Source organism: Type-A symbiont of Plautia stali, from assembly GCF_059731155.1.
Genome location: NZ_AP035891.1, coordinates 3,048,661 through 3,068,593, shown reverse-complemented (window position 1 = coordinate 3,068,593; position 19,933 = coordinate 3,048,661). Strand labels below are relative to the sequence as shown.

Sequence of the window (19,933 nt, the reverse complement as noted above, 5' to 3'; positions counted from 1 at the left end):
TTGACTGCTTATTGTTGCGACAACTGCCGACGGTTGCGTGATTTACGCCTACCACTTCCCGCGCCTCACCGCTAGAATGCAAACATCCTTGTGCCGCCAGCGCAGGACCGCTTGCGCCGCTGAAGGCGCAAAACGGGCGCGGCGGTCGGTGGACCGGTTAATGAAAAAGGTCAGAATCAGATGCGGATACGGCTCAGCAACGATGATGGAATTCAGACTCCCGGCATTGGCGTGTTCCCTAGCGTGAAGACATTACGACAGGTTGATCCTGGCGCCGGCGCGGCGCGGAAGAGGGCAGGCGACGGGCTGTACCAGGCTGAGGTGAATCCGGCATGGTAAGCCGGCGCATCGAAACGCTTCTGGCCCAACTGCGCACGCAGGGCATTCACGATGAGCATCTGCTGAAAGCCATCGCTGATGTCCCGCGTGAATGCTTTATCGACGAGGCTTTTGAACATAAAGCTTGGGAGAATGTGGCGCTGCCGATTGGCAACGGCCAGACCATTTCTCAGCCTTATATGGTGGCGCGCATGACGGCGCTGCTGGAACTAAACCCGACCTCGCGCGTGCTGGAAATCGGCACCGGTTCGGGTTATCAGACCGCCATTCTCGCGCATCTGGTTAACCACGTTTACTCGGTTGAACGCATCAAAGGGCTGCAGTGGCAGGCGAAACGCCGCCTGAAGCAGCTCGATCTGCATAACATTTCCACACGCCACGGCGACGGCTGGCAGGGCTGGGCCGCGCGGGGGCCGTTTGATGCCATTATTGTGACTGCCGCACCGCCAGAAATTCCGACTGCGCTGATAGCGCAACTGGGAGAAGGCGGCAAAATGGTGCTGCCGGTTGGTGAGGACCAGCAGGTACTTAAGCGCCTGCGTCGTCAGAGTGGTGAAATCATTGAAGAAACGATTGAGCCGGTGCGCTTTGTGCCGCTGGTTCAGGGCGATCTGGCATAAAGCCATCTTACGTATTTCTTCACAATCGTTACATCGCATGGCGCAGTTGATATTGTTACTATCCTTGTTAATCAATGCGAAAGCGCGTTTTTGACGGCACAAATAGTGAATCATGCGGTCAACGTCGACACACAGTTTTATCCAGGATTGCCATCACGGGGGATCAATGAGCACGGGAAGCACAGTATTTCAATTACGCCGTCTGGCGGCACTTTCACTGGTCGGTTTTTGGCTGGCAGGCTGTAGCTCTGGCGACAACACACAAGCCCCCATCAGCCAGATTGACAGCAACAGCGGCGACAGCGGTATGGCTGCTGCTCCCACCACAGACGGCGGCATGATCGCCGCGCAGAACAGCACCGTGCCGGCGATGCCGCGTGGTGGAATGTTAAGCGGTGGTACACCATCAGCCGCGCCTGCGGGTGGAATGGTTAGTGGCAATAATAATGTGACCACCGAAAATGGTCGTATTGTGTACAATCGCAATTATGGGAATATTCCTAAAGGCAGCTACGGCGGTGAAACCTATACCGTTAAGCGAGGCGATACGCTGTTCTATATTGCCTGGATTACCGGCAATGATTTCCGCGATCTGGCACAGCGCAATAATATCGCGGCGCCCTATAGCCTGAGCGCCGGGCAGACGTTGCAGGTGGGTAACGGTAACGGTCAGACCATCACCGGTGGTAACGCGATAACCGCAGCGGATGCCACGCAGGGCGGCGTTCCGGTGGCATCGAATCAGACGCAAATTAAATCCACCCCTGTTGCACAGCAACCTGTTATTACGTATTCTGATGATTCGGGTTCGACAGGCAGGAAAATGCTGCCGTCGAAAGGGGCAAATAATGTGGCAACGACCACAGCTCCGGTTACCGCACCGCCCACAGTTAGCAGCACAACTAATAGCACAACCCCAGTGGGAAGCTGGCGTTGGCCGACTGATGGGAAGATCATCGATAACTTCTCCGCTGCGGAAGGCGGAAACAAAGGGATCGATATCGCCGGGTCGCGTGGACAACCTGTCGTCGCCACTGCATCAGGAAGGGTGGTATACGCAGGCAACGCGCTCCGCGGGTACGGTAATTTAATCATCATCAAACACAACGATGATTACCTGAGTGCCTACGCCCACAACGATACCATGCTGGTCCGGGAACAACAGGAAGTTAAGGCGGGGCAAAAAATCGCTACCATGGGTAGCACCGGAACCAGTTCAGTAAGATTGCACTTTGAAATTCGTTACAAGGGGAAATCCGTAAACCCGTTGCGTTATTTACCGCAGCGATAATCCGGCAGAACCTTAGGTGTTCTGCCCTTGGATCACGGGTAGGAGCCGCTTATGAGCCAGAATACGCTGAAAGTTAATGAGTTACACGATGATGCGGAATTCGAGGAGAACGGAGCTGAGGTTTTTGATGAGAAGGTTCTCGTTGAGAACGAACCTAGTGATAATGAAGTAGCTGAAGAAGAGTTGCTGTCACAGGGTGCGACGCAACGCGTTCTGGATGCGACGCAGCTTTACCTCGGCGAGATTGGTTATTCACCACTGTTAACGGCGGAAGAAGAGGTGTTCTTCGCCCGTCGCGCATTACGCGGTGACATTCCTTCTCGTCGTCGCATGATCGAAAGTAACTTACGCCTGGTGGTAAAGATTGCCCGTCGTTATAGCAATCGTGGTCTGGCGCTGCTGGATCTGATTGAAGAGGGTAATCTCGGCCTGATTCGCGCCGTAGAGAAGTTTGACCCGGAACGCGGGTTCCGCTTCTCAACCTATGCCACCTGGTGGATTCGTCAGACCATTGAACGGGCTATCATGAACCAAACCCGTACCATTCGTCTGCCGATTCACATTGTTAAAGAGCTGAATGTTTACCTACGTACCGCGCGTGAACTGTCGCACAAGCTGGACCATGAGCCGAGTGCGGAAGAGATCGCCGAGCAGCTGGACAAGCCAGTTGATGACGTAAGCCGTATGTTGCGTCTCAACGAGCGCATTACGTCGGTTGATACGCCGTTAGGCGGTGATTCCGAGAAAGCGCTGCTGGATATCTTGGCCGATGAGAAAGACAACGGTCCGGAAGACACCACGCAGGACGATGATATGAAGCAGAGCATCGTTAAGTGGTTGTTTGAACTGAATGCCAAGCAGCGTGAAGTGCTGGCACGTCGTTTCGGCCTGTTAGGCTATGAAGCGGCAACGCTGGAAGATGTGGGCCGCGAAATCGGTTTAACCCGTGAGCGTGTCCGTCAGATTCAGGTAGAAGGTCTGCGTCGTCTGCGCGAAATTCTGCAGACGCAGGGTCTAAATATCGAAGCACTGTTCCGCGAATAAGCCGTAGTTGGCAATAAAAACGGTGACCACAAGGTCACCGTTTTTTATGCCTGCCATTCAGGCCGGCGCGCGCCGTGCACGCGCCGGTGGCAGGTTACATGAGGGTTTTCAGGCGGTAAATCCACTCCAGCGCCTGTTTGGGCGTCAGGCTGTCCGGATCGAGTGCTTCCAGCGCCTCCACTGCCGGCGAGGTTTCCGCCACCAGCAGCGGCAGCTGTGAGCCCTCCACCGTTGAGCCCGCAGAACTGCCCGACAGCGCTTCCAGCTCTTTTAGCTTGTGGCGCGCACGCTTTATCACCTCTTTCGGCACGCCGGCCAGCGCCGCCACGGCCAAGCCGTAGCTCTTACTTGCGGCGCCATCCTGCACGCTGTGCATAAAGGCAATGGTGTCACCGTGTTCCACCGCATCAAGATGCACATTCACCACGCCTTCCATTTTCTCCGGCAGGGTCGTGAGCTCGAAGTAGTGGGTGGCAAATAGCGTCATGGCTTTGATGCGATTCGCCAGGCTTTCGGCACAGGCCCACGCGAGCGACAGGCCATCATAAGTGGACGTACCGCGGCCGATTTCGTCCATCAGCACCAGGCTGTTTTCGGTGGCGTTATGCAGAATGTTGGCGGTCTCGGTCATCTCGACCATAAAGGTAGAGCGGCCAGAGGCGAGATCGTCGGCGGCACCGACACGGGTAAAGATGCGATCGATGGGGCCGATCACCGTCTCTTCCGCCGGCACATAGCTGCCGATCCAGGCCATCAGTGCAATCAGGGCCGTCTGCCGCATGTAGGTACTCTTACCGCCCATGTTGGGGCCGGTAATAATCAGCATGCGACGCTGCATCGAGAGCGACAGCGGGTTGGCAATGAACGGCTCTTTCAGCACCTGTTCCACCACCGGATGGCGACCGGCGGTGATGCGAATACCGGCTTTCTCCTGCAGCACCGGGCGGCAGTAGTTGAGCGTCCAGGCGCGCTCGGCTAGGTTGGCCAGTACGTCTAGCTCCGCCAGCGCCGCAGCGCTCTGCTGCAGCGCTTCGAGGTGCGGCAGCAGGCGATCGAACAGCTCGTCATACAGGCTCTTTTCCAGCGCCAGCGCTTTGCCTTTCGACGTGAGGACCTTGTCTTCGTACTCTTTCAGTTCGGGAATGATATAGCGCTCGGCATTTTTCAGCGTCTGGCGGCGGACGTAATGGATAGGCACCAGATGGCTCTGTCCGCGGCTGACCTGAATGTAATAGCCGTGCACAGCGTTGAAGCCAACCTTCAGCGTATCCAGTCCCAGTTTTTCGCGCTCGCGAATCTCCAGGCGGTCAAGGTAGTCGCTGGCGCCGTCGGCCAGCGCGCGCCACTCGTCCAGCTCGGCGTTATAGCCGGGCGCGATAACGCCACCGTCGCGCACCAGCACCGGCGGCGATTCAATAATGGCGCTTTCCAGCAGTTCGCGCAGTTCGCTGAAATCCCCCATCCGATCGCGCAGCGCATTGAGATGGGGCGTGGCCACGCCTTCTAACTGAGTATTGAGCGCTGGCAATTGCTGGAAGGCATGACGCATGCGTGCCAGATCGCGCGGACGCGCGGTGCGCAGCGCCAGACGTGCCAGAATACGCTCCAGATCGCCCACCTGGCGCAGCACCGGTTGCAGTTCTTCGCTCAGCGGCTGCAGTTCGGCAATTGATTCCTGGCGGCGCGTGATGGTGGCCACGTCGCGCAGCGGCATATGCAGCCAGCGCTTCAGCATGCGGCTGCCCATCGGCGTGACGGTTTTATCCAGCACCGCCGCGAGCGTATTTTCGCTGCCGCCCGCCAGATTCTGGGTGATTTCCAGATTGCGCCGGGTAGCCGCATCCATAATGACGCTGTCCTGCTGGCGCTCCATACTCAGCGAGCGAATATGCGGCAGCGAGGTGCGCTGCGTATCTTTAACATACTGCAGCAGACAGCCCGCCGCGCGCAGCGCCAGATGCGCCTGCTCGACGCCAAAGCCGCTGAGATCGCGCGTGCCAAACTGCAGGTTCAACTGCTGACGCGCGGTGTCGATTTCGAATTCCCACAGCGGACGCCGCCGCAGCCCGCGGCGCTGATCGATCAGCGTCATGGCCTGCAAATCCTCCGGATAGAGCAACTCTGCCGGATTAGTGCGCTGCAGTTCGGCCGCCATGGTCTCGACATCGCCCGGCTCGCTGAGGCGGAAACGCCCGGAGCTGATATCCAGCGTGGCATAGCCAAAACCGCGCTGGCTCTGGAAGATGGCTGCCAGCAGGTTATCCTGGCGCTCCTGCAGTAACGCTTCATCACTGATGGTGCCGGGCGTCACGATGCGCACCACTTTACGCTCAACCGGACCTTTGCTGAGTGCCGGATCGCCAATCTGTTCACTGATCGCCACCGATTCGCCCAGCTGAACCAGCTTCGCCAGGTAGCCCTCAACGGCATGATAGGGCACGCCGGCCATCGGGATCGGTTCACCGGCGGACGCGCCGCGTTTGGTCAGCGAGATCTCCAGCAGCTGCGATGCGCGTCTGGCATCGTCGTAGAACAGCTCATAGAAATCGCCCATACGATAAAACAGCAGGATGTCAGGATGATCGGCCTTCAGGCGCAGGTATTGCTGCATCATTGGCGTATGGGTGGAAAAGTCCTTGTCTACAGACTCTTTCATATTGAATTTACTCGTTTTTATGGCTTTATAAGTACTCAAGTGGCCCCATGTGAAACCGTGTTAAACCCATATAAATCCGAAAATTTGTATGCCAGATGTATTCTAGATACTATCCAGAATACAACGTGTCACTTTGGTATACATGAGGCGAAAATCGTGAAGATGATTCTGAGTCAATCCATAGTAATCAACAAGTTGTCTATAGAGACAAAACCCGAGTTTGATTCAGATGGACGAATTATGTATGTGCCTAATGTATCTGGTAAGCCGTATCTTATCACTGACAGCCATCGTGATTCACCAGTTGGCTTAAAGTGGCACACTAAATTTGGCCACCTGAACAGAGGTGATATGCTTACCTCAGAACAACACAGGTGCCATAATGAAAAAAAGAAATTTCAGCGCAGAGTTTAAACGCGAAGCCGCTCAACTGGTCCTTGATCAGAACTACACCGTTGCAGCTGCGGCCAATGCTATGGATGTGGGTCTTTCTACCATGACGCGATGGGGAAAACAGTTGCGGGATGAACGACAGGGCAAAATACCTAAAGCCTCCCCTATAACCCCGGAACAGATTGAAATACGCGAGCTGAAGAAAAAGCTACAACGTATTGAAATGGAAAACGACATATTAAAAAAGGCTACCCACCGGTATAAACGTGGTGGTCATGAACACATCGTTATCCCGAATCGCCTTGAGCGACAGTTCGCAGTGACAGAGCCTAATCAGGTGTGGTGCGGCGATGTGACGTACATCTGGACAGGCAGGCGTTGGGCTTACCTCGCTGTTGTTCTCGATCTGTTGGCAAGGAAACCGGTAGGCTGGGCAATGTCATTCTCACCGGACAGCAGGCTGACCATCAAAGCGCAGGAAATGGCGTGGGAAACTCGCGGTAAACCAGCCGGAGCGATGTTCCACAGTGACCAGGGTAGCCACTATACAAGCAGGCAGTTACTGTGGCGTTGCCGGATCAGGCAGAGTATGATCCGACGTGGAAACTGTTGGGACAACAGCCCGATGGAACGCTTCTTCAGAAGTCTGAAAAACGAGTGGGTGCCAGTGACAGGTTATATAAACTTTAGCGAAGCTGCACATGCGATCACAGACTATATCGTCGGATATTACAGCTCGCTAAGGCCGCATGACTATAACGGTGGGTTACCCCCAAACGAATCGGAAAACCGATACTGGAAAAACTCTAAAGCGGTGGCCAGTTTTAGTTGAACACTTCAGGGCAACTGTGAAAAAGATATGGCTCGTTTTTTCTCTGAAATGCGCGATGTGACAGACAGTAATTACCGGGACAATAAGCGCGCACTGAGCGCAATTCTTTTCTTGGCTAACATCGGTAAAGACAGGCACGACGCTGAATTTAGTGAACTGACTACTGATGAAAGAAAGGCGCTTATTTGTGCGATGAATAATTTAAAAGCAGTCGTGAGTTTATTTCCAAAGCGAATGACCCTTTCTAATTAATTAATCAGAAGCAAATAAAGGCGTACACCCGCCGGGCATTCTTTTGCCTAAATTCAGGAGAAAGTGAAATGCAAAATATCGAGACACTTAAATTTGATGCTGACACTGAAGCGCTGGCAGTAATTATCAGTAAGGCGCGGATCGAGGAGCGCAAAGACCGCGCACTGGCAGTTTCAGGGCGCTTGGTCGAGCTTGCTCTGCACGTTCATCAGCAGGGGCTTTCCGGCATTGAAGCCGCTGATCTGATCCGCCGCGAGGCTGAGCGCTATCAGAATGAATCGCAGGAGCTGCACTGATGGCCGACTCAATGGACATGGCGCAGGCCCGCGCCGATGAGTTGCTGGCACGGAATATCGCCAGCGTGGTTAATCGCCCGGTCAGCGTGGCGGCTTCCTTCTGTGAAGACTGCGATGCGCCAATCCCTGAACAGCGCCGCCGCGCCGTGCGTGGCGTGATTCGCTGTGTCAGCTGTCAGGAAGTGGCCGAACGGTATTCCCGATAATGTCTGATGCACAACAATATGCCTACCCGTGGAATGCTCCACGGGAAGCCATCGCCAGCCCGTACCCCACCTATGAGGAAATGCACAGCTACAGTCAGATGATTGCGGCTTTAGTGCGTGCGCAGGAACTACTCGAAAAGCAGCCGAACCTAATACAGTTCGACGTGAAACGCCGCGTCAGCGAGTTTGAAAAGACCTAGGGCATTGCCCGTGCCAATGCGTACTTAGCAAAAACCTTTGTTGAGCGCACATTGCCACGCGTTGAATGCGTTAGTGATCGGTACCGCCTCGGCGAAATGAGCAGCGGTACGTTTAACCTGCTGGCAGGCAATGTCGCTCAACAGGCTGTTGCGGCTAGCGCGGCCGGTACGCTGTGGGAGCTAATGCGCCGATTTAACCGCCTGCCTGATATGGCGCGCGCCGACGTCGATCTGCTGGCTGGGGATGTGGCTAATTTTATCCTCGCCGAGCTGGTACAGGCGCACGCGCAGGCCAGCGACGAGTCGGATTACCGGTACACGCACCGCGTTTACATGACCGCCGCCGCTGTGGGAAAAGGTCACGTCCCACCTGTTCTACCCGGAGGAAGTGACCCCGGCGATCATGCGCATGCAGGTCGAAAAATGGTGGAAGGGCCGCCTGCGCCGCGTCGCCGCGTCATGGCGCGAGCATCTGCAGATTGCCCTGGCTAACGTCAGCAAAAAGCATACCCCCTACGCCAGCAGCATGACCGTCTCCGAATGGCGCGAGCAGAAGCGCCGCACCCGTGAGTTTCTGAAGGACATGGAGCTGGAAGACGAGGAAGGCAACCGCATCAGCCTGATCGAGAAGTACGACGGCAGTGTGGCCAACCCGGCGAACGAGTACGGTGAGGAAACCGTGCGCATCAAGGGCGTTTATGCAACTGAAGTTGGCGAAGACACGCCGATCCTCACCCGTCTGGCGCAGTGGAAGATTGTGCCGAAACGTGCCGTTGATTTGGGTTTTGATTTTAAGGACGCGGACGCGTCCTCTCGGAGTTCTGTCAATAACTGTACGGGAGGTTTGAGATCCGAGGATTCGAACCAGCCGGAAAGTTTCGCAAAATTCGACCTGGAAAGCATGAGCAGAAAAGAACGGCGGCAGCTTCTTAACCGGATAAGGGCGGAAAGGCCAGAAAAGCGGCATCTTAAGCTGAGGCGGTCGGATAAAATCGAAACTGCGTGCGATAAAGTAATAGGCAGGTGAGAGATTTAAGCGGTGAAACCATCAGTCGCGGGATGGCCGTGCGTCTGATTGGCGGCACGCAGACTAAAATTGCCGGTCACTTGTTCCGCAGCTTACCCAATGGAGAACTGGCCCGCCCAATACTGGAGCCGAAACGGGCTTTCGTATTAGATCGATTTAACCGTTTAGCAGAAAAGCACCGTACAAAAAGAGAAAAATAATGGGCTGTAGTTTGAAAACCTTAAGCAATCAACAATCAGCTCATTAAGTTGTCCTGACAAGCTGAGTTTGAGGGCGGCATCGATAAAAATGTTCTTTATCAGCTAGATAAAAAATCTATGTGGCTGGGACATTTTTCTTTCGCAACCTGTAAATGCTATGGTACTGTATAAATAGACAGTTTTTTTGGTGGGGAGGGCACATGGATAACGGTTTAAAAGAGCGAGTGATGCTTGAGCGGGTTGAATTGATTGCGCAGCTTACTTCTGAAGGGATCTGTAGGGAGCAGGACAGAGTGATCGCTCTAAATCTCATAGCAGAAATAGCGCGTAATACCTCAATGGCCAATCAGCAGTTTTCGGTCATCTTTTCAGCTATGCCGCTTGATAAGTAAAATCGAGATTTCGAAATTTTGCGTATTGAAATCATGCTCGTCAAGAATCAGAAAACCAGTCAGTCGGTGGTAGATGCTTTCCGGGAAGAAGTAGATAAACGAGTGATTGCGCTGTTTCCTAATGCAGTGGTACAGGTGCGGCAGGGCAGTTACAACAAAATCGAAATGCCCGGTGTGGAAGTTGATGAAGACCGGCGCAGGCTAAATGATTTACTTCAGAACGTCTGGGCAGATGACAGCTGGCTGCATTGATAACCGAGCTGACGCCAAAATCTTGATTTTGATGGCGGCACGGTTGAACATCGAGCATTGCGAGACGTTAGGCCGTAATGAGCATTACACCTAAAATCTGTTGATTGCTGCAGGTAAGTAGGTTAAGAAGTAGCTCCAACCGAATTTTATTATCTTGCAGCTGTCCTATAGTTACATGGCAGCACACTGTAAACGCCGCTGCCAGCGGCGTTTGTGTCATCAAGGTTATATGACCGAACTTCTCAGAAAGATGTTATCCGCTCCGGGTAAGATCATGCAGGAAGCTATCCGTCATGATGTCAGTAATTCGAACGGTAAAATCATTACCGACCTGAACGGCTCAGCGACGGTTAATATGAAAAATCAACAGGTACGCGACTCAATGCGTGCGCGCATGGAAGAACTGGCTGCTAAACGACAGGGATAGTTGATGGGTCCGTTGATCACATTATGGTTGTTCTCGTATGCGGGTTTTGGTACACACAGAATCATTATCAATCCCGCATAAAATTAGCCCGAAGTGATGGCTGGAATGCTTACTTTTATGTGGCTATGTATGGATGTAAATTCGCTATTCAGGGCTTTGGCGTTATCACCGCCCTCTTTTTGTTTTCCTCCTTCTGGTCAGTACTGTAGTCAACATTGGGTATGATATGGCCCAGCCTCCACGCTGATTATTACTCATGGCTAACGGATGTTAAGGTCATGTCCTATCCACTTTTCTTTGTTCTTTCAATGGCAATGGCTGTATGGCTTGCTATTGAGCAGGGAAACAGCGCTAAGCGCGCGCTAGAAAACAACGAAGAAAGGCAAAAGGCATATCGTGAAATGGCAGCACAGGATGGCATTGAGTCATTGCTGCTCCAAGCAATCGATGAAGGACAGCTGATTTTTGTTACTCTGAAATCACGGAAAGTTTATATCGGTTATGTAGCTGCGCCTCGCATGGAGCATCACGACACACAGCAGCTTGCCATCATCTCTTACATCAGCGGCTACCGTGATAAAAATACGCTGCGCTATCACGAACAGCACAGATATTTTGTGCTTTACTTGAGCCAAGACATTACAGCTGATTCTGTGCCACTTAATTTCGGGCATTTCCGGCACGTAATGCCTATGGATCAGGTTGAGGGCGTTTCACTTTTTGATACCGAAACCTACAAGTCTTTCGACGATTTCTCAACGCCTGAACCTGCGAAAGAAGATAAACCCGGCAGTGCATGACTATGCTGCATGAATCCGCATGATCCTTGAAGGATCGTTTACCCTTCGGCCCGCCAGTACTGGCGGGCTTTTGTTTGTGTCATGCAGATGCATGAAAACCACTGCATAAAGCGGGCAGGCGTGGCGGGGATGGCATTGCGCGCAGAAGGCCACATGTAGCTAACGTCGCCTACACACATTCGCATAAACATAGCTGCAAACATATGCTAAAGTGTGCATAGATGGGATGCTTACGCGAGAGTGAATTAAATATGCGTATTAAAATCAATAATTTTGGAACAATTTCGCAAGCCGATGTGGCTATTAGTGGTCTTACGGTAATCACCGGGGAAAATGATACAGGCAAGAGTACTGTTGGTAAAATTCTTTTCTCAATGATAAAAGCTATTTCTCGCTACGAGGAAGATATTGAAGAAGATAAAGAAGAAAGAGTCACTTCAATTGTTGAAAAGATTTATTTCAACTTAAGAAGGAGAATTAATATTTCTGAATCGCCAGAAATTAGAGATTTATTTAATCCTCGAAAATTCTATACATCGTTGCGCTTGGATATTGCTAAAACAATATACGAAAGAGAACGCTATATAGAGCATTTGGCTAACACAGGGATATTATCTGCTTTACTGGCGAAATCTGCAAGGGAAGAAATAGAAAAAATCTTACAGATTATGAAAGAGCCAGATGATGAGTTATCAGCTATAAATCGCGCTCTCAGAAAGGCCTTTTTTTCTGAATTCCGTGGTGAAATAATTCAAAAGGGAAATGCGAATCAAAGCAAGGCATCAATTGAAGTAATTGATGGTGCAAGCCCTTTGATTGATATTTCTTGGACGAAAGACGGGATTTCACAGTTTAAATACGCTGATGGTTTAGGTTACGCAGATTCTACTTATGTAGATTCGCCAAGCGTTATGCAATTCCATAACCTCATTAGGTATTCAAAAACGCTTTTTAATGGAAATGTGGAGCCTGGGCGGTTAACCGTTCCTTTACACGTCAAAGATCTTTCTACAAAACTGTAGTGAGTCAGTTTATAACGTTTTTGGCCATGTAAGCATTTTTGATGATGGTACTTTCCATAATGAATCATCGAAACTGTCGAATGAAATTAATTCCACGTTTCGTGGTGAAGTTGTCGATGATATCGAGCAGAACGATTTCTATCTCGAGAAAAAAGGCTATAAAATAACGTCAGGCAACATAGCTTCTGGAATCAAATCTCTTGGTATGCTAGATATGCTTATTAAGTGTGGTTCTGCAGCTGAAAATTCGTTGTTAATCATTGATGAGCCTGAAGCTAATTTACATCCTAAGTGGCAAATATTTTATGCTGAAATAATATGTGAATTGGTTTCTTTAGGTGTGGACATAGTAATAACTACGCATAGTCCATACATAATTGATGCCCTAAAGCATTATAGCGATAGATTATCTATCGAGAATCACTTCTATCTTACTGAAAGATTTCCTGACGAAGACTATATATACTTTGTCGATATTACAGATAATGTTTCACATGCTATTGATTTGTTAGCATCTCCATTGAGGGAGCTAAATCAGGAGGATTTAGATGATTTCTAAAGAGAAGGAGCTCTTTGATAAGAAGTTTATAATAATGCACTGTGTGACGTACAGGCGTTGAGCTACAATGACTCAGGGAATCGCGATTTTATTGGGTTTAATTTCAATAAAGTACTGAATTGCCCTAATATTTATAAAAAAGAGATGAAAGAGAAGTCTCCTGATTCTCTTTTTTATAGCAAAAATAAGTTGTATTTTATTGAATTAAAAGAAGGGATGTCAAACAAGGAAGATGTTACATCAATAAAGATTTTTGAGCATCTTAGTACTACGCAGCAATTTGATTTGTCAGCTTAAAATCAGCAGGCCATAATGGCCTGCGCTTTATGAAAGGGTATATTCTTTAAAAGAAATTACTTCTAGTTCCATCCAATCATTTATTTCCTTCATGCGCTCCTGCAGCGGTGTCAGTTCGTTACGCACGAACACCTGAGACGCTTTCACCGCGTCACCAAATCCGCCGGAGTTGTCCGGGATAATCCCCATCATTTGCGGCGGCACGCGGTGCGCGCTGAGCAGGTCGTCACGGCTGGCTTTCTTGATATTAAAGAAATCGTCTTTCGTCGCCACCTCACTGAGCGGCAGAATCTTGATCCCGTCCGGCTTGCCGTTCGGTGCGTACATGAACAGGTTACGGAAGTTACCGAGCCCTTTCGTATCGCACATCGCCTGGCGCATCCGGTCAATGTCGCTGCTGCTCTGTGCCGCGTCGGTCATATACAGAATATAACCGGCGTGCGCCCCGTTCTGGTAATACTTGCGGCGGAACAGCGTCGCCGCTTCATTCAGCTAGGCAGAATTAAGCGCGCTGAGGTATTCCGGCAGGCCGTACAGCTCCTGATTGATATCCGGCTCCAGCAGGTGAAACACGCTGCCGGCCGAAAATTCATGCTGCTCTTTCCAGTCATTCACAAACCAGTAAACACCATCCCTCACGCCCCTGCGGGTAAATTTGGCCGGGGTCGTTTCAAGGCGCAGCGGCTTACCCAGAGTGTTGCGGCGCAGTTCGGCGAAGGCGTTGCCGAAGACCAGATAATCAAGCGCAAATTTGCTGAATTCCTGCTGACTCATCATCGGGTGCGGGGTAAAGGTGGATGCCAAAATGTTGCGCTTTACGTAAATCGGCGAGCTGTGGTGCACGGCCGCGCGCAGGCTTTTCGCCAGGCCGTTAAAGCTGACCGGCGGCTCAAACCAGCGTCCGTTACCGATGCACTCTGCGTAATCCAGAATATCGCGCTTATCCATAACCGGGGTAGGCTCACCGAAGGTAAACGCCTCGGCGTGCTGCTGTGGTGCGGTTGCCTGTACCGGCTGCGCGGTGGCGGTGTGAGCCTTGCGGCCTCTGCGTTTGCTCATCAGTAAAATTCCAGAATTGAGGGGTTAGCGCCGCCGCTGGCAGCGGTAAGCGGTTCGTTTAACAGTGCGTGCATGATGGCCCAGGCAACGTCCGCATGGCTGGCCTCTTCGCTGCGGCTCGCCTCATAGGTTGAGCGGTTGCCGCTGGCCGTCATGGTTTTGCGGATAGCCATAAACGACTGCGTGATATCTGTTGCCCCGGCGTCATACTCAAGCCGCCCGCTGCTGATGGTGTCCTTCGCCTTCAGCACCATTGCCGTTTTTACTTCCGGTGAGTATTTGATCTCACGCGCGGCGGGGTAAAACTGGCGTACAAGCTGAAAAACACCCTGGCCGATGCCGGTGGCATCCACGCCGATATATTCAACCGTGTACTTTTTCGTTAAGTCCTCGATAGATTTCGCCTGCGCGGCAAAGTCCATGCCCCGCCACTGGTGACGCTCCAGCACGCGGAACTTTCCGCCCGCAACGAGCGGCGGCGCGATAACCGCACAGCCTGCGCTGTCGCCGGTATGCAAACGGGCGCGGCAGGTACGGGTTAAAGTCTTCCCACTCTTCCAGGCTGTCGATCATGCAGCTCTGCAGCTCGGTAAACGGGAACACGCTTGCCTCGTCGTCGACAAACTCACACATCAGCAGGTTCTGATATTCCGCCGGGCTATACTCAAGCTGCAGCTGATTAATGTCGAACAGGTTGCAGCCGCCGGTCAGCGCATCCTCAACCGTGACAATCTGCCGCCACTGCCCGTCACCGCACAGCGCGCCTTTCGCCAGATTAGAATGCGACAGGTCTATCTCGATGCGGTCATCTTTGCTGCGCCGCCCCTTGTTAAACAGCTCGCCTGACCAGAACGGATAGGCGCTGTGTGACAGGGCAGACGGCGTGGAAAAGTAGGTCGTGCGCCACTTCTTGTGCAGTGACATGCCGCTGGCGACTTTGCGCAGTTCCTGGAATTTCGGTATCCAGAAATATTCATCCAGATACAGGTTGCCGGTATAGCTCTGTGCGGTACGCACGTTGGTGCCAAGGAATATCAGGCGCGCGCCGTTTGGCAGCACGATGGGATCGCCTTTCAGGTCAACATCGGCCTAGCGGGCAAAGTCGAGGATATAGTTTTTAAAAACGTGCGCCTGCGCCTTGCTGGCCGAAAGAAAAATCTGGTTGCGCAAGGTGGTCAGCGCATCGATCAGCGCCTCGCGGGCAAAGTAGAACGTGGCGCCAATCTGGCGGGACTTCAGGATATTGCGGATGCGGTTAGTCAGCCCGGCGCGGTGCCAGTTGAGCTGGTACTCAAAGCAGTTATCCATAAATACGCCGGTCAGCTTGTCTACCTGCTCCTCGCTGAACTCATTTTTAACGACCGGCTGGCGCTCGCCCCGGTTGCGGTTGCGAACGTTCGGGTTTAAGTCGGCCTCGTTGCCGCTGCTGCGGTAGCGCTCAACGCGGGCAAGGCGCTCAATCTGACGGCCGAGCGCGTCTATCTCTTTGTAATCACCATTCCCTTTTACCTCTTTCATGATGAGCTGGATCAGCCGGGCTTCCATGCTGGATTCAACACGACTGATGGGCGCAACGTTGTCCCACGCGTCGCGCAGTTTCCAGCTCTGCACGGTTGGCGTTTTCTGTCCGAGCGTCTCCGCAATCTGGCGCACGGAATAACCCTGCCAGTAAAGCAGCGCGGCCTGACGGCGCGGATCGCTGATAATGGTTCGCCGGTAAGCCCGGCTGCATTATGGACCTGCTCTGATGATCGTTTACGCACAGCAGGGCGATACCGTTGATGAAATCTGTCAGCGCTATTACGGGCGAACCTGCTAGGCCGTCGAGCTGGTTTACTCGGCTAATCCGGGCCTGGCCGAAAGCGGGCCGGTGCTGCCGCACGGCTGTGAGGTGACGCTGCCTGAGCTGCCGGAATCTTCAGCAGGCGAAACCGTTAACCTGTGGGACTAAAAATGGAAAAAATCAGCTCTGCGATCAACTACCTGGTTGGCCTGATTCTGATGTGGCTCGGTCGTCATACGCCGCAGGATATTGCCTTTATGGTCGGTTCGGGCGTGGTCGTTATCACGCTTATCACTAACGTGGCGACGTTTTTTATCAACTGGCATTACCGCCGCAAAACCTACGAGCTGCAGCGCCTGCGGGGGGTGAGCCTTGAGCCAGACCGTTAAACGCTGTGCCGTGGTGGCCGTGCTGGCAATTGCTGCGCTGCTGCCTCAGTTCAAAACCCTGAAAAAGTTCGAGGCCGGGCTTGCGCTTATCGCCAACGCCGAGGGGGGCCGCACCTCGCCCTATCAGTGCAGCGCCGGAGTCTGGACTAACAGGATTGGTCACACCGAAGGCGTGACGCCGCAAAGCCAGGTCAGCGAGCGGCAGGCGGCGGTCAATCTTGTGTATGACGTGATGAGAGTCGAGCGCGGGATCGATGCCTGTATGGCAGTAGAAATGCCGCAGCGGGTTTATGACGCGACCGTTTCTTTCGCCTTTAACGTCGGTGTACGTGCAGCGTGCGCCTCAACCTTTGCCCGTTACATCCGGCTGCAGCACTGGTATGCGGCCTGCAGCGAACTGCGGCGCTGGGTGTACGTCAATGGCGTTAAAAATCGCGGGCTGGAAAACCGCCGTGCGGCCGAGACAGCCTACTGCCTGCGGGGTGCACCATGACGCGCCTGATTGCCGCCCTGCTTGCCGTCGCACTGCTGGCGCTGGGCGTGACCGGCTGGCAGTGGAAAGTCGCAAAAGACGACCTGACCAGCGCGCAGCGCATTATCGGCACGCTGTCGGCCGGTATCGAGAGCCGCGACAAAGCGATAGCCAAGCTGGACGCGGATGCGAGGGCCAGCCAGAAGCGTGAGGCCGAGCTGCGGCTGATGCAGGGGCGCGCCAGTTCGGCCGCGCTTAACCGAGAAATGACTATACAGAGAGAAACCGATGCAAATCCGATACTGCGCGACTGGTCTGCTGCTGCTCTGCCTGACGATGTTATCCGGCTGCACGCTCGCCCGGCCTTTGCCAGCGCCAGAGATTATCTGGATTGGGTGTCCGCGCGTGACAAGCTGCCCGGTGCCGGGAAACAGCCTTAAAACGGCGGGCGATCTGGCGGCGGATAATCGCCAGCTTGAGGCCGCGCTCGCCGCCTGCGGGCTGCAGGTCGAAACAATCAAAGACTGCCAGGAGCAGCACGATGCTGAAACCTCAACAACTGCGCCAAGCGCTGACCGACAGCGTGCCGGAGCTGCAGCGAAACCCTGATGCGCTCAACGTGTTTATCGACAGCGGGCGCATCGTCTCGACGCTTGCCAGCTCGCTGTCGTTTGAATACCAATACCGGCTTAACATGGTCATTACCGACTACACCGGTAACATCGACCTGCTGATTGTGCCGCTGCTGGCATGGCTGCGCACGAATGAACCCGACATTATGGCAACCGAGGAAAAGCGCCGCACGGGCTTTACCTTCCAAGCGGAAGTGATCAGCGACACGGCCAGCGATATCAGTATTGAGCTACAGCTGAGCGAGCGCGTGATCGTGGAGCGGGCCGACGACGGACTGCATGTGACGCACGTCGGCGAGAACCCACTGCCGGACAATGACGCGCGGCCGGTGCAGCTTTATTTTCACGGCGAGCTGGTCAGCGAGTTGCAGACATGAGCGAGCTGCAACTTGTAAATGACCGTCTGGAGGCGCTTATCAGCAGCCTGTCAGCCACGGCGCGTAAAGAGATGGCCGAACCATCGCGAAGAAGTTGCGCGCGAGTCAGCAGCAGAATATCAAGCGCCAGCATGCCCCGGACGGCACTCCGTTTAAGCCCCGTAAAACGCAGCCGGTGCGCAGCAAAAAGGGCCGGATAAAGCGCGAGATGTTCGCAAAGCTGCGCACCGCTAAGTACATGAAGACGCAGGCCAGTCCGAATGAAGCCGTGATCGAGTTTGCGGGTAACGTGCAGCGCATGGCCCGCGTGCATCATTATGGGCTGCGCGACCGGCCGTCACACAAAGGCAAAGAAGTGCAGTATGAGGCCCGCCCTTTGCTGGGTATTAATGAGCAAGAGATAAAAATAATTGAGGACTTAATAACATTAGCACTAATATAATAAAAAATGACGGGGGCTGCTTAATGTTAATCGACATGTTTTTCAAAGTGATATTTTTGCTGCTAGAGCTTGCCCTAATTATTGCGAGCGCTATAAACGCTACTATAGGTAATGCTTCTGGAGGTACAGTTTGTCTGGTTGCGGGAATATTAACTATAATTCTTTTTCAATTTGATGTTAAGAGTTTCAAGGTTTTTGGGCTGGCAGCAGAGCTTCGGGAAAAGTTAACAGAAGCCGACGAAATATTAGATAAATTGCGGGCAATATCAGTCCCGGTTAGTGAGATAGCTATTTCAGCCGCATCTCAGTCTGGAGGTTATCAGCAGCATTTGAAAAGAGAGCAGTTACATGACTACGTCTTGTCTATTAGGCTGCGTCCCTTAATCACCTGAGATATAGTAACTACCTGTTTCCACAACACACTGAACTATGGCTCGCTACGACCTTCCCGATGAAGCATGGACTATCATCCAGCCCTTATTACCTGCTGAACCAGCAACACCACGGGCCGGACGTCCATGGGCTGAACATCGTATGATCATCAACGGCATGTTCTGGGTGCTGTGTTCAGGCGCACCATGGCGCTATTTGCCTGAGCGATATGGCCCATGGAAGACCGTTTATAACCGTTTTAATCGATGGTCTAAATCGGGAGTGATTAACATTATTTTCAACAGGTTACTTTCTTCTCTTGATGCTCATGGTCTCGCTGACTGGTCCGCAACTGCGCTGGATGGCAGCAATATCCGGGCACTCAGGTGCGCCGCCGGGGCGCAAAAAAACATTCCGATACCGCCGGAGATAATGGGCTGGGTCGCTCTCGCGGTGGTTTTGGCACCAAAATCCATCTGGCGACAGACGGAAGCGGTCTGCCGTTAAATATCGTACTGAGTCCCGGTCAGGCTCACGAAAGCCAGTTTGCACAACGTCTTCTGGACGGTATTGGTGTTCAGCGCCGGAACGGCAGCATGAAGCGTCGTGGCCATGCAGTGCTGGCTGACAAAGCCTACTCCGGACAAAAGAATACCGCCGCATTGCCACACGTTATGACAAAACGGCGAGGAATTATCTGGCGATGGTGAAACTGGGACGCATCCGGCTGTTTTACAAAAGGTTATGTAATTAAGGGACACAGCCTAGCCCTTGTTGATTGCGCCCTCGATGGTCGCAACCGTGGCCGCAACTACCTCATCCAGTGAGTGATTGATATCGACAACCAACACATCCGGCTCGTCGGCACCCGGTTCCTGCAGGGTTTCAAACTGTGTCACCAGCATCTGCGGTTTGAAGAAGTGGCCTTTGCGCGCCTTGAGACGAGACTCAATGGTGGCAAAATCGCCCTTCAGATAGATGAATTTCAGGTTGTGGTTGCCCTGACGCAGAATGTCGCGATAGGACTTCTTCAGTGCCGAACAGACGATAATCGAGATCGCCTGGGTGCGCTGCATCGCGAACGCCGCATCATTCAGCGCCTGCAGCCAGGGCTGGCGATCGTCGTCGTTCAGCGGATGGCCTTCCGCCATTTTGGTGATGTTGCTGCGCGGATGCAGGAAATCACCATCGAGAAACGCGGTGCTGAGCTGGTGAGACACCTGATTGGCGACGGCAGACTTTCCGCTGCCGGAAACACCCATCAGGATAAAGACGTGGTGCGATGGAGATGGCGTGGTCATG

At 52.9% G+C, this 19,933-nt stretch carries 25 protein-coding genes and 7 pseudogenes; 27 read left to right on the top strand and 5 right to left on the bottom strand.

The window, feature by feature from the left end:
- Positions 1-332 precede the first annotated feature (332 nt).
- From AC6I8M_RS16200 to rpoS, 3 genes are all read left to right on the top strand, one after another.
- Positions 333-959, top strand: a complete 627-nt coding sequence (locus tag AC6I8M_RS16200) for a protein-L-isoaspartate(D-aspartate) O-methyltransferase (protein ID WP_058948899.1) — start codon at positions 333-335, stop codon at positions 957-959.
- Between the two features lie 166 nt (positions 960-1,125).
- Positions 1,126-2,250: a murein hydrolase activator NlpD gene (gene nlpD / locus AC6I8M_RS16195; protein WP_010616105.1), complete on the top strand. Its 1,125-nt coding sequence runs from the start codon at positions 1,126-1,128 to the stop codon at positions 2,248-2,250.
- A 51-nt stretch (positions 2,251-2,301) separates the two neighbouring features.
- Complete coding sequence (gene rpoS / locus AC6I8M_RS16190; protein ID WP_010616106.1) at positions 2,302-3,294, top strand: RNA polymerase sigma factor RpoS; 993 nt, start codon at positions 2,302-2,304, stop codon at positions 3,292-3,294.
- A gap of 94 nt (positions 3,295-3,388) precedes the next feature.
- Here rpoS and mutS read toward each other — a convergent pair whose 3' ends face one another.
- Positions 3,389-5,950 carry a DNA mismatch repair protein MutS gene (gene mutS / locus AC6I8M_RS16185; protein ID WP_498013505.1) on the bottom strand — a complete coding sequence of 854 codons (2,562 nt, stop codon included), beginning with the start codon at positions 5,948-5,950 and terminating at the stop codon, positions 3,389-3,391.
- Between the two features lie 156 nt (positions 5,951-6,106).
- Between mutS and AC6I8M_RS16180 the strand changes: the two are divergent.
- From AC6I8M_RS16180 to AC6I8M_RS16155, 6 genes and pseudogenes are all read left to right on the top strand, one after another.
- Positions 6,107-6,259 (top strand): annotated as a pseudogene (locus tag AC6I8M_RS16180) (integrase); the annotation flags it as partial.
- A gap of 73 nt (positions 6,260-6,332) precedes the next feature.
- Positions 6,333-7,175 (top strand): IS3 family transposase, encoded by an 843-nt coding sequence (locus tag AC6I8M_RS16175; protein ID WP_022537112.1) that lies wholly within the window; start codon positions 6,333-6,335, stop codon positions 7,173-7,175.
- Between the two features lie 9 nt (positions 7,176-7,184).
- Positions 7,185-7,427, top strand: a pseudogene (locus AC6I8M_RS16170) (DUF5347 family protein); the annotation flags it as partial.
- Between the two features lie 68 nt (positions 7,428-7,495).
- Positions 7,496-7,723 (top strand): DUF2732 domain-containing protein, encoded by a 228-nt coding sequence (locus AC6I8M_RS16165; RefSeq protein ID WP_010617432.1) that lies wholly within the window; start codon positions 7,496-7,498, stop codon positions 7,721-7,723.
- Positions 7,723-7,929 carry a TraR/DksA C4-type zinc finger protein gene (locus AC6I8M_RS16160; protein WP_010617433.1) on the top strand — a complete coding sequence of 69 codons (207 nt, stop codon included), beginning with the start codon at positions 7,723-7,725 and terminating at the stop codon, positions 7,927-7,929. Before AC6I8M_RS16165 ends, AC6I8M_RS16160 begins: the two co-directional genes overlap by 1 nt.
- The gene (locus AC6I8M_RS16155) at positions 7,929-8,129 is read left to right on the top strand and encodes a hypothetical protein (protein ID WP_022549163.1); all 201 of its coding nucleotides are present in this window, start codon (positions 7,929-7,931) and stop codon (positions 8,127-8,129) included. The genes AC6I8M_RS16160 and AC6I8M_RS16155 overlap by 1 nt, the downstream gene beginning before the upstream one ends.
- 180 nt (positions 8,130-8,309) lie before the next feature.
- Here the strand turns inward: AC6I8M_RS16155 and AC6I8M_RS16150 are convergent, their stop codons facing one another.
- The gene (locus AC6I8M_RS16150; protein ID WP_010617434.1) at positions 8,310-8,492 is read right to left on the bottom strand and encodes a hypothetical protein; all 183 of its coding nucleotides are present in this window, start codon (positions 8,490-8,492) and stop codon (positions 8,310-8,312) included.
- 25 nt (positions 8,493-8,517) lie between these two features.
- Between AC6I8M_RS16150 and AC6I8M_RS16145 the strand changes: the two genes are divergently transcribed.
- The 9 genes from AC6I8M_RS16145 to AC6I8M_RS16105 all read left to right on the top strand — a co-directional run bounded on the left by AC6I8M_RS16145 (position 8,518) and on the right by AC6I8M_RS16105 (position 13,105).
- Positions 8,518-9,156, top strand: a complete 639-nt coding sequence (locus AC6I8M_RS16145) for a replication endonuclease (RefSeq protein ID WP_022549165.1) — start codon at positions 8,518-8,520, stop codon at positions 9,154-9,156.
- Positions 9,157-9,188: 32 nt separating this feature from the next.
- Positions 9,189-9,356 carry a hypothetical protein gene (locus tag AC6I8M_RS16140; RefSeq protein WP_498013504.1) on the top strand — a complete coding sequence of 56 codons (168 nt, stop codon included), beginning with the start codon at positions 9,189-9,191 and terminating at the stop codon, positions 9,354-9,356.
- Between the two features lie 200 nt (positions 9,357-9,556).
- Entirely contained in the window at positions 9,557-9,748 is a 192-nt protein-coding gene (locus tag AC6I8M_RS16135) for a hypothetical protein (protein WP_010617435.1), read from the top strand.
- 18 nt (positions 9,749-9,766) lie between these two features.
- Positions 9,767-10,000, top strand: coding sequence for a DinI family protein (locus tag AC6I8M_RS16130; protein WP_010617436.1), 234 nt, complete (start codon positions 9,767-9,769; stop codon positions 9,998-10,000).
- A gap of 229 nt (positions 10,001-10,229) precedes the next feature.
- On the top strand, positions 10,230-10,427 hold the full coding sequence (locus tag AC6I8M_RS16125) for a hypothetical protein (protein WP_022549167.1): 198 nt from the start codon (positions 10,230-10,232) through the stop codon (positions 10,425-10,427).
- Between the two features lie 278 nt (positions 10,428-10,705).
- Positions 10,706-11,227, top strand: a complete 522-nt coding sequence (locus AC6I8M_RS16120) for a hypothetical protein (protein ID WP_022549168.1) — start codon at positions 10,706-10,708, stop codon at positions 11,225-11,227.
- A 251-nt stretch (positions 11,228-11,478) separates the two neighbouring features.
- Positions 11,479-12,249: an AAA family ATPase gene (locus tag AC6I8M_RS16115; RefSeq protein WP_318285253.1), complete on the top strand. Its 771-nt coding sequence runs from the start codon at positions 11,479-11,481 to the stop codon at positions 12,247-12,249.
- Positions 12,230-12,808 (top strand): AAA family ATPase, encoded by a 579-nt coding sequence (locus AC6I8M_RS16110; RefSeq protein ID WP_318285254.1) that lies wholly within the window; start codon positions 12,230-12,232, stop codon positions 12,806-12,808. The genes AC6I8M_RS16115 and AC6I8M_RS16110 overlap by 20 nt, the downstream gene beginning before the upstream one ends.
- 57 nt (positions 12,809-12,865) lie before the next feature.
- On the top strand, positions 12,866-13,105 hold the full coding sequence (locus AC6I8M_RS16105; RefSeq protein WP_498013503.1) for a hypothetical protein: 240 nt from the start codon (positions 12,866-12,868) through the stop codon (positions 13,103-13,105).
- Between the two features lie 27 nt (positions 13,106-13,132).
- Here the strand turns inward: AC6I8M_RS16105 and AC6I8M_RS16100 are convergent.
- Both AC6I8M_RS16100 and AC6I8M_RS16095 read right to left on the bottom strand, forming a co-directional pair.
- Positions 13,133-14,164 (bottom strand): annotated as a pseudogene (locus AC6I8M_RS16100) (phage portal protein).
- Positions 14,164-15,871, bottom strand: a pseudogene (locus tag AC6I8M_RS16095) (terminase ATPase subunit family protein). The pseudogenes AC6I8M_RS16100 and AC6I8M_RS16095 overlap by 1 nt, the downstream one beginning before the upstream one ends.
- A gap of 40 nt (positions 15,872-15,911) precedes the next feature.
- On the opposite strand from AC6I8M_RS16095, the pseudogene AC6I8M_RS16090 reads away from it, so the two are divergent.
- The 9 genes and pseudogenes from AC6I8M_RS16090 (at position 15,912) to AC6I8M_RS16050 (ending at position 19,385) form a co-directional block, all read left to right on the top strand.
- Positions 15,912-16,115 (top strand): annotated as a pseudogene (locus AC6I8M_RS16090) (tail protein X).
- A 2-nt stretch (positions 16,116-16,117) separates the two neighbouring features.
- Positions 16,118-16,336 (top strand): HP1 family phage holin, encoded by a 219-nt coding sequence (locus AC6I8M_RS16085; RefSeq protein ID WP_010617440.1) that lies wholly within the window; start codon positions 16,118-16,120, stop codon positions 16,334-16,336.
- On the top strand, positions 16,320-16,829 hold the full coding sequence (locus AC6I8M_RS16080) for a lysozyme (RefSeq protein ID WP_058948982.1): 510 nt from the start codon (positions 16,320-16,322) through the stop codon (positions 16,827-16,829). Before AC6I8M_RS16085 ends, AC6I8M_RS16080 begins: the two co-directional genes overlap by 17 nt.
- Positions 16,826-17,248: an Rz-like lysis system protein LysB gene (gene lysB / locus AC6I8M_RS16075; protein ID WP_010617443.1), complete on the top strand. Its 423-nt coding sequence runs from the start codon at positions 16,826-16,828 to the stop codon at positions 17,246-17,248. Before AC6I8M_RS16080 ends, lysB begins: the two co-directional genes overlap by 4 nt.
- Positions 17,145-17,417 carry an Rz1-like lysis system protein LysC gene (gene lysC, locus AC6I8M_RS16070; RefSeq protein WP_318285252.1) on the top strand — a complete coding sequence of 91 codons (273 nt, stop codon included), beginning with the start codon at positions 17,145-17,147 and terminating at the stop codon, positions 17,415-17,417. Before lysB ends, lysC begins: the two co-directional genes overlap by 104 nt.
- A complete protein-coding gene (locus tag AC6I8M_RS16065; protein WP_010617444.1) occupies positions 17,350-17,817 on the top strand; it encodes a phage tail protein in 468 nt (155 codons plus the stop codon). The genes lysC and AC6I8M_RS16065 overlap by 68 nt, the downstream gene beginning before the upstream one ends.
- Positions 17,814-18,259: pseudogene (locus tag AC6I8M_RS16060) on the top strand (phage virion morphogenesis protein). The gene AC6I8M_RS16065 and the pseudogene AC6I8M_RS16060 overlap by 4 nt, the downstream one beginning before the upstream one ends.
- 23 nt (positions 18,260-18,282) lie before the next feature.
- Positions 18,283-18,651, top strand: a complete 369-nt coding sequence (locus AC6I8M_RS16055) for a hypothetical protein (RefSeq protein ID WP_022549177.1) — start codon at positions 18,283-18,285, stop codon at positions 18,649-18,651.
- Positions 18,652-18,688: 37 nt separating this feature from the next.
- Positions 18,689-19,385: pseudogene (locus tag AC6I8M_RS16050) on the top strand (IS5 family transposase).
- Positions 19,386-19,395: 10 nt separating this feature from the next.
- Here AC6I8M_RS16050 and gntK read toward each other — a convergent pair.
- Positions 19,396-19,932 (bottom strand): gluconokinase, encoded by a 537-nt coding sequence (gene gntK, locus AC6I8M_RS16045; protein WP_010615889.1) that lies wholly within the window; start codon positions 19,930-19,932, stop codon positions 19,396-19,398.
- Between the last annotated feature and the right edge of the window lies 1 nt (position 19,933).